The organism is Peribacillus muralis (assembly GCF_001439925.1).
Taxonomy (GTDB): domain Bacteria; phylum Bacillota; class Bacilli; order Bacillales; family DSM-1321; genus Peribacillus; species Peribacillus muralis.
Map to the genome: position 1 here is coordinate 109,813 of NZ_LMBV01000014.1, position 11,420 is coordinate 121,232.

Sequence of the window (11,420 nt, forward strand, 5' to 3'; positions counted from 1 at the left end):
ATAAATGATATTCATTAAATATCATCTTTCTTCAGGTTAGTTCGCTAACAGTACTAACCTACATTTTCTCTCTCCACAAAATTTTACTGATTTTTAATAATCGAAGGAGGTTGAAATAAGAAATGCAAAAAGTATGGCTAGCTTTTCTTTCCTTTTTGTTGGTGCTTGTACTATTGCCGTTAGATGGGGTTTTAGCAAATCCTGATGAAACCAATGATGTTGAGCTCTGGAATGCGGTCAAGCCGCTCGAAACAACCGTGACTTTCTTGAACAGCGGTGCCCATCCAGATGATGAACGCAGCGACTTTCTCGCGTATCTGTCGAGAGGGCTAGGTGTGAAGACCTCGAGCCTGATTGCAAACCGTGGTGAAGGAGGACAAAATGAAATTGGGGATGAATTGGACAATGCTCTTGGAATCATCCGTTCAAGGGAAATGATAGAAGCTGCAAAAATCACCGGGGTCAAGGCCTATCATCTAAGTGAAACCACCTCTGATCCCATCTATGATTTCGGTTTCTCGAAAACACCAGAGGAAACATTGGAAAAATGGGGCGAGGAACTCACATATGAACGTCTTATCCACTTTATTCGGACGTATCAGCCTGATATATTGATGCCATCCTTCCAAAATGACGATTCCCAGCATGGACATCATCGAACCATGACAATCTTAAGTGAACGGGCCTTTAAGGATGCCGCCGATCCAACTGTTTTTCCAAAGCAATTGAAACAAGGTCTATCAGTATGGCAAGTAAAAAAATTATATTTACCTGTTTCTTCGGGAGATCAAGCTGATACTTCGATTGAAATTGGTGATTTTGATCCAATTTACGGTATGACTTACCCGCAGCTTGGGGAACAATCCCGCTATCTGCATAAAAGCCAAGGCATGGGTTCCGATATCCCTGCAGAACCGCGCCAGGTCCATCTAGATTTGAAGCAAAGTGCCGTTGATACAAAAAGCCAGTCAGACCTTTTTGCAGGCGTACCTTATGATTTCACTGACTGGGCTAACAAACTCCCTCACTCGGCTTCAAAACTAAGTGCTGATTTTAAATACTTACAACGGAATTTGGACGCTGTTATTACTGCTTATCCAAATGAAAAACGTGTATTCTCCAAAACCCAAACAGCTCTCTCCAATGTTCGTTCAATTACTGCGCAAGTCAAAAAGGCAAAGCTAAGCCCTGCCATTAAGAACGACTTGCTCCATAAGCTCTCATTAAAAGAAGATCAATTGCAAAACGTCAGTTATGTCTCTTCAGGACTCGAAGTTCAAGCTGAAGCAGCCTCAAACATCCTCACGAAAGGGCAAAGTACGTACGTAACCGTAGCCGTGAAGAATAACGGGAAACAAACATTGAAAAAACTCGCTGCTTCATTGAACGTGCCTAAAGGATGGAAGACCAAAACAAAACTTAAAAATGTCAATCTAGCACCAAATAAATCAGCGACAATGACCTACCTGGTTGAAGTTCCTGAAGATGCTGACTATTATCACGCCTATGACGAATCAGCCATTACAACGAGCATTTCTTATAAATACGGCAGCACAAAAACCTCCATCACCGAAGATTTGGATGGAACGATCGCTGTACTTCCTGACGTTGGCCTCACCCTTTCTCCTGAAGATATTGTCGTAAATACAGCAGATGTAAAGGAAGAAATACCAGTGACCGTTACCTTGAAAAATTATACCGAAGGCAAAGCATCAGCAAAGGTCGCTTTAAAGGTTCCGGAAAATTGGAAAGTGAAACCCGAAGAGGCCACCGTATCATTCCATGAACAATCAGAAGAAAAACTAGTGAGGTTTACTCTCACTCCACCGAAGACGATTCAAAATGGTGATTATCAAGTTAAAGCCGTTGCTGCAGTCAATGGAAAAACCTTCGATTCTACGATTCAAGAAATTTCCTATGACCATATTGGAACTTTCTATTACCAATATCCAGCGCAAATCAACACCGTTGCATTTGAGCTATTGATGCCAGCTTCATTAAAAGTAGGTTACATCGAAAGCGGATTCGATAAAGTGGCAGATTACTTGAGCAATGCAGGCCTTACTATAACAAAATTAACCGAAGCTGATTTAGCAAAAGGTGATCTGAACCAATACGACACAATCGTTACAGGCATACGTGCCTATCTATCGAGGGAAGATCTGAAGGCAAACAACGCCCGATTACTGGAATATGTTGAAAATGGCGGTCACCTAGTCGTTCAATATCACAAACCTGGTGACGGCTGGGATGCCATGAAAACTGCTCCATACCCGCTTACCCTCGGAAATCCTTCCATCCGCTGGAGGGTAACCGATGAAAAAGCCGCTGTAAACGTGTTAAAACCTGAATCAGCGCTTTTCAACTATCCAAATAACATAACCAGTGACGACTGGAACAATTGGGTCCAAGAAAGAGGATTATACTTCCCAATGAAATGGGACGATCGATTCGAAACGTTCATTTCCATGGCTGATCCAAATGAAGAACCATTTGATGCCGGAATCCTCATGGCCAAATACGGTAAAGGCACTTATCTCTACACAAACCTTGTCCTATACCGGCAAATTCAAGGCCAGGTCCCAGGCGGCTACCGAATCATGACGAACTTGATTAGTTACGGATCACAGTAAACAAAACACTTGTCTATTCCTTATGTCACCATAAAGCCCAAAAGGTTTCGGAATGAGAAAATTCCGAAACCTTTTTGATTTTTTAATTGAAATTGAAGTAGCTATAGCGAGGTTCGACATTCACGTAGTCATGCTTACAGAAGCTAGCTGCATTGCAAGCTAAATCTGCGACAAGCTTTAAATATTCCAACTTTCTCAATCACTCAACCAGAGGCCCTTAAAGATGAGTATCAAATTTATTTCCAGATGGTACGAATACGAACAAAAATCATTGCGTTCCTCTGACGGTTTTATTTATTATTTACTATTTGAGTTGATTGAATCGGCCATACAAGAGTCCCTCTTAGGAATTCTGTCCAAGAGAAACCCTACGCTTAGGGTGGAGCCGCCCGAGGAAAGCTAAGTGCCTGCAGTGCAAGGAAACATTCGAAGTACAGGTACTCACGAGTTTCGACTTTGCATCAAATTTGAGGCGGTTGCTCATAAAAATTGCACTTTTCACACATAATCGGGGCCCTTTCTCGTCAATTTCTTGCTTAACTCTCGAATTTGGACCGGGTTCTCCGTATAATTACTGCTTTCTTTCACCATTTCGGAGCGTTACTCGCAAACTTAACCACTTTACTCGTGAATTTCGTGCTTTTACTCGTGAATTTATCGACTTTACTCGTGAGTTTCGTGATTTTATTCGTGAATTTATCGACTTTATTCGTGAGTTTCGTGATTTTATTCGTGAATTTATCGACTTTATTCGTGAGTTTCGTGATTTTATTCGCGAGTTTAGACTTTGCCTCGAATTTGAAGAGGAATCTCATAATATTCGTACTTTTCACATGCTTTTTGTACCGTTTCTCGCCAGCTACATGTGGACCATCTGGATACCATCTTCGTTTTAACGCAAAGTTGAAAGAAACGGAAGGCAACGACACTCCTGCGGGAAATGCGCGTCTTCGTGAGACCCCGCAGGCTGAAAGCCAAGGAGGCTCACGGACCGCCTGCGGAAAGGGAGTGCCTGCAGTGAAATGAAACGGACTAAGTACACCACCACAAACTATAAACACCTTCAATATTAATGATCTGCATTTGCATGTAGCTGCAAAAGGTTTCTTTTCCCTAAATAAAAAAAAAGTTATGCACAAAGTGAAGGGAAAGGCATGCGCGATCGGGCTTCCCCTCCTGTACCGCATACCTTTGTCCACACTTTATGCACAACTTCTGTCATGGACAATCACATCTTACGTTCTTGTCCATCCTCACTTCCTGCTTATAGCACCTTACTCAAGAAAGATTTGGTTCTCTCATGCTGAGGGTTGCCGAATAGTTGATTCGGCTCATTTTCTTCAACGATATACCCTCCATCCATGAAAATGACGCGGTCACCCACTTCGCGGGCAAAGCCCATTTCATGCGTGACGACGATCATTGTCATGCCTTCTTTAGCAAGTTGCTTCATTACCTCTAAAACATCTCCGACCATTTCAGGATCAAGCGCAGAAGTCGGCTCATCGAAAAGCATGATCTTCGGATTCATCGCCAATGCCCTTGCGATGGCGACCCGCTGCTTTTGTCCACCGGAAAGTTCTCCTGGATAGCTATTTGCTTTTTCCCTAAGTCCAACCTTATCCAATAACACAAGCGCTAATTTTTCCGCTTCCGCTTTAGCGGTGGCACGAATTTTAATAGGCCCCAACGTTATGTTTTCCATAACGGTTTTATGAGGAAATAGATTGAAATGTTGAAAAACCATGCCTACTTCTTGGCGGACTTTGTTTATATTGATTTTCTGTTTCGGATCGGTTATATTATGTCCGTTTACAACCACCTCACCGCCCGTAACCTCTTCAAGAAGGTTCAGGCAGCGGAGAAATGTACTTTTTCCAGATCCAGAAGGCCCTATTACACAAATTACTTCCTTTTCCTGCACTTCTGCATTAATATCCTTTAAAACCTCTACAGCTCCAAATGATTTTCTCAGGTTTCTTACAGTAATGATGCTCATCGCACTTGAACCCTCCTTTCAATGAAATTGGCAATAAGGGTTATCGCATATATGATGATAAAGTAAATCACACCGACAACCAGCCAAATCTTGAATGCCTCGAACGTTGCCGAAGCTTGAATCTGGCCTTGCTGCGTTAAATCGGCAATCCCGATGACGGATAATAGGGAGGTATCTTTCAAGCTAATGATCGATTGGTTCGTAATGGTGGGAAGCATCCTTCTAAAGGCTTGTGGCAGTACGACATAGCGCATCGCTTGAGTTCCAGTGAACCCAATTGACCTTGCCGCTTCCGTTTGACCCTTATCGATGGATTGTATCCCCGCTCTTATTATCTCAGCAAAATATGCTCCTGCATTGATCGCAACGGTGATGATTCCCGCTGTCGTACTGTTCAACGAAATGATATTTAGTGAGTTCACTCCGAAATATATAAAAAACAACTGAACGATGAACGGTGTCCCTCGTATCGCATCCACATATACCTTTGCAATCCAGTTCAAGATCTTGAGAGGGGCAAGTCGTAGCAGGGCCACTACTAAACCAATCAAAAAACCTAGGATGATGGCAATCACAAAGATGTATAGCGTCACCTGAAGTCCCTTTACTAACATAGGCAATGCCGCAACAATTATATCCATTTCTTTCACCCCTCCGAAAAAGAAAGCGCGCCTTAGGCGCGCTTATTGAGCCTTTTATTTATTCACCAAGATACGTTTTTATGATTTCATCATACTTGCCGTCTTTTTTCAGATTGGCAAGACCATCATTTATTTTCTTCAATAAATCCTGGTTTTCGCCTTTCAATACAGCTATTCCATACTTGTCCCCATTCAAGCGGTCACCTACGGTTTTCAAACCAAGGTCTTTTTGGGCGATGGCATAGGAGATAACAGGATAATCTTCTATAAGTGCATCGGCATTACCATTCGACACTTCTTGGAACATCGCTGGAGAGTCATTGAACTGAACCACTTTAATCTTTAATTTACTAGCATTATCCTGAGCGTATTTAGCACCCGTTGTCCCTTTTTTGACCGCTACTGTCTTCCCTTTAAGGTCAGCAACCGATTTAGTGGTCTTATTATCCTTCGTAACGACGACAGTCAAGCCTGCATCGAAATATGGCGTAGAGAAATCAACAATCTTTTTTCTATCGTCGGTAATGCTCATGCCTGCAATGGCCAGATCAAGCTGGTTGGCTTGCATCGCTGGAATGATTCCGCCGAAATCCATCGGAGTTAACTTGATTTTAAAATTCTGGTCTTTCGCTATTGCATTGATTATATCAATATCAATGCCTTTATATTCGTTTCCTTCTTTAAATTCAAACGGTGGATATGTCGTATCCACGCCAACTTTATATACTTTTTCATTTTTCTTTTCCTCACCTGCATTTTTACCATCATTGCTCCCACATGCCGAGATAAAGATAGTCAAAATCAAAAACAGACTAAGTAAACCAAGCTTCTTCATAGAAATCACTCCAATTCTTTGATTATGCGTGATAATAATTAATTCTCCCTATAATATAGCATAAGAATAAAGTATTATAATATGAATTTTTGGAATAAATATTATTTTCTTCAAATAATATTTTTGGAGGTTTTCCCTAATGCTTCTAAGATATCGGAATATTAAAAATCGAAAGGGATTGCTCTATCCAAATGGCCAATACAGTTTCCGAGGAGTCGCTCTTATTCAAATTCAACCAGCAACACCTTCGCGATCACATGGTAAATACTTTATATAAAGGAGAGAATACGATGAGCGAAATAGATAAACGGAATAAATTGATGGAAGAACTCTTCACTTATATCCTTACGAAAAAAGCAACTATAATCATTTATTTCAACAATAAGCAAATAAAGGTCGTAAAGGAAATAGAAGCAGAACGGCTGATAAAAAGGCTTAAAGACGTTGAAAACAACATATTGGAGGTACAATTGCTTCTCGCCAAAATTACGGGTAATTTCAAACACGGGAATGAGAAAGTAAATAAAAAGAAATGATCAGAACCTCCGCTTCACATAATCATTTACACATCCTCCCTGAAAAATCATAAAGAGGGGCCCACCCTGGTCTGAAAATTTTTTTGCCTCCATATTATAAATCTTTAAGATTTCAAAATCCGAACCGATATAGATATTAACTGAATCCCGAGACTATGAAGAACTATCCGTATATGAGCGCTTGGATAGTTTGGAGTCAGTAGCGCAACCGGCTAATTAAACATTATGTTTAGTTGGCTTTTTTTTTCTGGATTATTAACTGATTGAGGAGTATGACCATGAATAAATTCAAAGGAAATTATTTAATGCTATTGTTTAGTGCAGGTACAGTTTTAATGGGGATTTTCATTCATTTCTTGCACAGGTACACCGGCTTTTTAGAAGATTATCTTGTTATGCGGGGAATTGCTCAGCTTCCTCCTCATCTAGCATCTTCTCTTTTCATATTGTTTTTGCTCCCGATTCTATTCTTCCTTATGGCCAGCATTTTTTATAAGAAGGATAGAAATCATCCGTTGCTGCCTTGGTTTATTACGCTATGCCTCACATTTTCGTCCATATCAATGATAGCTGGAGGAAATGGCTTGGTTGAATACCATTTTTCGATTTTTATGGTCATCGCTTTAATCGCTTTCTTTGATTCGGTCTTGCTTGTCTTATTGAGCACGATGATTTTTGCCATACAGCATTTGGCAGGTTACTTCTTATTTCCGGAGCTTCTTTGCGGAACATCCAATTATTCGTTTTCGCTTCTGCTGGTACACGCTGTCTTTCTAATTTTGACTAGCGGGGCAACAATCGTTCTGCTTTTGCACAAGAAATCGATGAAAAAAAGCTTATCGGAGCAGAACAGCAAAATCGAGCAAAAAACAACCGAGCTGCTTACAGCATTGGATTTGATGTCACAAGATATGCTGCTTGTCTCATCGGAGATTAAAGGAACGAGTCAGGAAACCAATAGTGCCTCAGCCCAAATTAATGACAGTATCCAAGACATGACTTTAAAAACGGAACGCAATCTGGATTTGACACAATCCAATATGATGAAGCTGAAGAACATGGAAGAACAAGTTCTCGACTTGAGCAAGCGCACGAATGAGATTTCTGAGAACTCCCTTTCCACCAGCAGTCATGTGGATACCGGTCAGCAGATGATGAAGAAACTTCAGGTTCAATTCGAATTAGTCAATGAACATGTAACTGGTTTGGCAGATACGATTCATGGTTTTAAACAGCGAATACAAGATATTGAGCAATTTACCATTATGATTAACCGTATTTCTGATCAAACTAATCTCTTAGCCCTTAATGCTTCCATAGAGGCAGCACGTGCAGGAGAAGCAGGAAAGGGATTTGCCGTTGTTGCAGAAGAAGTCCGAAACCTGGCTAACCAGTCAGATATATCTGCCCAAGAGATTGTCCGTGTGGTCAGTAAAATCCAAGACGAAATGGAATTGATACAGAAGCAAGTGAAGGATTCGATTATGGATGTAGAAAAAGGAGCAAAGATTGCTGACGAATCTCAGCATGTATTCGGATCAATCTATTCTTCGAATGAACAGGTGAACCTATTATTAAGACTCTATGAATCAAGCATGTATCAACTAACGGCAACGAACAGGGCCGTTCATCAAGTATTTGAGTCCATTCTGCATCATTCACTGGAATCTCGTTCCGCAAACCAGCAAATCGCCACTTCTACAAGTGAACAGTCTTTCTTAATGGATTCTTTGATGAAGCAGTCTCTTCACCTTGAGGATCAGGCAAAACAAGTCACGGATTTGGTTGTCAATCTAAATCAAAAAGCGCCAGCTTAAACGATAAAACCCGTATCCAATGAGTACGGGTTTTCAAATTTTTCATTCATATAAAATTAAAAAATGACTCCGCAGCCGTGCCGGAGTCATTCAGGTTAGATTATTATCGATATTCTTTTACGATTTCTGTAAAAAGCTTAATCGCATCAGCGAAGACATCCTCGTCGATATCAAATTTTGGATGATGATGCGGGTATGCACTCTTTTCACTGTTCATTCCCACAAAGATAAACGCCCCTGGCTTCTTCTGCAAGTAATAGGAAAAATCTTCGGCTCCCATATATGCGTCAACCGTTTGGAAACGTCCCTCACCAAACGTTTTTCGAATGACCGACTCCGCAAATGCCGCCTCTTTGGAATCATTCACAAGTGGAGGTGTCCCAACGATGAAATCAATTTCCCCTTTTGCACCAAAGGTTTGGCAAAGACCTTCAGTGATTTGCACCATTTGCTGTTGGATTGTTTGAACAGACTCTACAGATAATGCGCGGATGGTCCCGATTAGCTTCGCAGTATCGGGAATCACATTATACGTAGTGCCGCCTTCTATTTTCCCCACCGTTAATACTCCTGAGTGAACGGGGTTGAGCTTACGACTAATGATGCCTTGGTACGCTTGGATTAAATAAGATGCAATATAAATCGGATCGACCGTTTCATGCGGGGTTGCACCGTGACCGCCTGAGCCTTGGATTCTCACTTCAAAGTCATCTACAGAAGCCATCGCAGCACCAGCTTTTAGGCCCATCTTCCCCTTTTCCATGCTTTGCCACAAATGAATAGCGAAAATCGTATCTACACCATCCAATACACCCATTTTAATGAGACGGTCAGCACCACTTGGCGTAATTTCCTCTGCTGATTGGAAGATGAATAAAATGTTTGGTTCCACTTCATTCCCAGGTTCCTTGAACCACTCCGCTGCCGCAAGCAGAATGGCTGTATGACCATCATGCCCGCAAGCATGCGAGACACCATTTACCTTGGAGATATACGGCTTATCTCCCTCCTCAAGGATTGGCAATGCGTCGATGTCTGCTCGCAAGGCAATCGTTTTTTCTCCCTGCGTTCCTTTCATGTAACCAATGACACCGGGTGGATCGAAGTCCAATATCTCGATATTCAATGCTTCAAGTCGCTCACGTATGAATTTCGTTGTTTCCCACTCACTGCCAGAGAGTTCCGGGTTTTCATGTAGGTAGCGCCGATCTGCCACCGCCTGTTTCGCTAACGTTTCAAACATTGAAAGAGCCCCCTTTTCTTAAAATGGTCCGTAGTTGATCCACTCTGCCACAACTAATAATATCGCACACACAATCAATTGGATAATGAAGAACGGGATATACCATTTCACCCATTTGTTCCATGGGATTCCCGCAATCGTAAGAGATGCAATGAGCGCACCATTCGTTGGGAATATACTTGCCGCGATTCCATCACCGAATTGGAATGCAAGCACGGCCGTTTGCCTTGTTACACCTACAAGGTCTGCAAGAGGTGACATTAACGGCATGGTAAGTGCCGCTTGTCCACTTCCAGAAGGAACCAAGAAATTAATGATGAGCTGTAAAATCATCATGCCCACAGCGGTAAAACCCGAAGGAATTATATCCAATAAATCGGAAGCATAGTAAAGGATTGTATCCATTAATCCTCCAGACTCAAAAATAACAAGAACTGCTTGTGCCAAACCGATAATGATGGCACCGCCAATTAGTTCCGCGGCGCCCTTCACAAAGCTATCGGCAATGCTGGATGGCGATAGTTTACCGAGTATTCCCATGATAATGCCGAACATCAAAAACAGGCCGGCAATCTCCGTAACATACCAGTCATATTTCATCACTCCGAAAATTAAGATGATGAAGTTAAGGAAAAATGCACCTAGTACCAATTTATGACGAAAGGTCATTTTCACTGCTGGTTGTTCTTCTATATTCTGATTTAAACGCCCGAACTTGCCATAAGTGCCAAGCTCCGGATTTGCCTTCACCTTCATCGCATGTCGATAAACGAACATGACGGCCATAATATAGAAGATAGCGAAAACGATCAGACGATAGCCCATACCCGAAAAGGTTGGAAGCTCCGCAATGCCCTGTGCTACCCCTAACGTAAAGGGATTCATGAACCCAGCTGTATAGCCCATAGATGCACCAACCACGACGATCGCAAAACCGGTTACCGCATCAAACCCTAAAGCGATCGTAAGTGGTACAAGCAAACCTACATAAACTGCCGTCTCATCAGACATCCCCATCGTCGCACCACAAATCGCGAAAAACAACATCAAGACCGGTATGATTAATTTCTCGCGATTCGCCATCTTTCGGGCAAATGACGTTATAAACGTTTCAAGCGCCCCTGTTGCACTAATAATACCGAAAACTCCTCCGATGATTAAGACGAAGAAAATCGTCCCTGCACCGTTGACCATACCTGTATGAATATCACTGAACAACTCCAATAACCCCACTGGATCACTATTGATGAATGTAAATGTATCCGGATCAATCTCACTACGACCTTTAACCTCAACCTTATCATAATGACCGGCTGGGACAATATATGTCAAAACTGCCGCAATAACGATTAACGAGAAGATTAACACATGTGCGTTAATGCCCGTTTTCTTTTTAGCACCTTTTTTTTCCTTAGACATCTTTTGTCAAAACTCCTTATTCGAAAAGTTAACACTTATATAGTTCATTCTATTAATTATTATTTTTAAATAACTATACATATTATTCTATATTAATACAATCCTAATTTACATATTAATTTAAGTAGGTTTTAGAAATCGTTATATATAAAGTAATATCCTTAAATAATAATATTCTTCTGAATTTTTCATATACACCAATCTGGTATACGTGTTATCCCTATAAGGAAATCGAGTAGGAGGAGGCGCCTAGCCTCCGACCTCTCACACCACCGTACGTACCGTTCGGTATACGGC

Annotated in this window: 9 protein-coding genes and 1 riboswitch; of the genes, 3 read left to right on the plus strand and 6 right to left on the minus strand. The window is 41.5% G+C overall.

From position 1 onward, the window contains the following. Positions 1-122 precede the first annotated feature (122 nt). Positions 123-2,633, plus strand: a complete 2,511-nt coding sequence (locus tag ASU00_RS16625) for an NEW3 domain-containing protein (protein WP_057914600.1) — start codon at positions 123-125, stop codon at positions 2,631-2,633. Positions 2,634-3,217: 584 nt separating this feature from the next. Here ASU00_RS16625 and ASU00_RS16630 read toward each other — a convergent pair. From ASU00_RS16630 to ASU00_RS16645, 4 genes are all read right to left on the minus strand, one after another. Then, complete coding sequence (locus tag ASU00_RS16630) at positions 3,218-3,700, minus strand: coiled-coil domain-containing protein (protein ID WP_152983773.1); 483 nt, start codon at positions 3,698-3,700, stop codon at positions 3,218-3,220. A gap of 197 nt (positions 3,701-3,897) precedes the next feature. After that, positions 3,898-4,632, minus strand: coding sequence for an amino acid ABC transporter ATP-binding protein (locus tag ASU00_RS16635; RefSeq protein ID WP_057914602.1), 735 nt, complete (start codon positions 4,630-4,632; stop codon positions 3,898-3,900). After that, positions 4,629-5,273, minus strand: a complete 645-nt coding sequence (locus ASU00_RS16640; RefSeq protein WP_057914603.1) for an amino acid ABC transporter permease — start codon at positions 5,271-5,273, stop codon at positions 4,629-4,631. The genes ASU00_RS16635 and ASU00_RS16640 overlap by 4 nt, the downstream gene beginning before the upstream one ends. A 58-nt stretch (positions 5,274-5,331) precedes the next feature. Then, positions 5,332-6,108, minus strand: coding sequence for a transporter substrate-binding domain-containing protein (locus ASU00_RS16645; RefSeq protein WP_057914604.1), 777 nt, complete (start codon positions 6,106-6,108; stop codon positions 5,332-5,334). A 290-nt stretch (positions 6,109-6,398) separates the two neighbouring features. Between ASU00_RS16645 and ASU00_RS16650 the strand changes: the two genes are divergently transcribed. Beyond that, positions 6,399-6,644, plus strand: a complete 246-nt coding sequence (locus ASU00_RS16650) for a hypothetical protein (RefSeq protein WP_057914605.1) — start codon at positions 6,399-6,401, stop codon at positions 6,642-6,644. Between the two features lie 139 nt (positions 6,645-6,783). Further along, positions 6,784-6,865: riboswitch (cyclic di-GMP riboswitch) on the plus strand. Positions 6,866-6,922: 57 nt separating this feature from the next. Then, positions 6,923-8,461: a methyl-accepting chemotaxis protein gene (locus ASU00_RS16655; RefSeq protein ID WP_057914606.1), complete on the plus strand. Its 1,539-nt coding sequence runs from the start codon at positions 6,923-6,925 to the stop codon at positions 8,459-8,461. Between the two features lie 103 nt (positions 8,462-8,564). Here ASU00_RS16655 and ASU00_RS16660 read toward each other — a convergent pair whose 3' ends face one another. Then, positions 8,565-9,704 carry a M20 metallopeptidase family protein gene (locus tag ASU00_RS16660; RefSeq protein WP_057914607.1) on the minus strand — a complete coding sequence of 380 codons (1,140 nt, stop codon included), beginning with the start codon at positions 9,702-9,704 and terminating at the stop codon, positions 8,565-8,567. 18 nt (positions 9,705-9,722) lie between these two features. Continuing rightward, positions 9,723-11,123, minus strand: a complete 1,401-nt coding sequence (locus ASU00_RS16665; protein ID WP_057914608.1) for a YfcC family protein — start codon at positions 11,121-11,123, stop codon at positions 9,723-9,725. Positions 11,124-11,420 lie beyond the last annotated feature (297 nt).

Bases quoted from the DNA above. Each gene is read 5' to 3' on its own strand.
- ASU00_RS16625 (WP_057914600.1), top strand. From the start codon at position 123: ATGCAAAAAGTATGGCTAGCTTTTCTTTCCTTTTTGTTGGTGCTTGTA.
- ASU00_RS16635 (WP_057914602.1), bottom strand. From the start codon at position 4,632: ATGAGCATCATTACTGTAAGAAACCTGAGAAAATCATTTGGAGCTGTA.
- ASU00_RS16640 (WP_057914603.1), bottom strand. From the start codon at position 5,273: ATGGATATAATTGTTGCGGCATTGCCTATGTTAGTAAAGGGACTTCAG.
- ASU00_RS16645 (WP_057914604.1), bottom strand. From the start codon at position 6,108: ATGAAGAAGCTTGGTTTACTTAGTCTGTTTTTGATTTTGACTATCTTT.
- ASU00_RS16650 (WP_057914605.1), top strand. From the start codon at position 6,399: ATGAGCGAAATAGATAAACGGAATAAATTGATGGAAGAACTCTTCACT.
- ASU00_RS16655 (WP_057914606.1), top strand. From the start codon at position 6,923: ATGAATAAATTCAAAGGAAATTATTTAATGCTATTGTTTAGTGCAGGT.
- ASU00_RS16660 (WP_057914607.1), bottom strand. From the start codon at position 9,704: ATGTTTGAAACGTTAGCGAAACAGGCGGTGGCAGATCGGCGCTACCTA.
- ASU00_RS16665 (WP_057914608.1), bottom strand. From the start codon at position 11,123: ATGTCTAAGGAAAAAAAAGGTGCTAAAAAGAAAACGGGCATTAACGCA.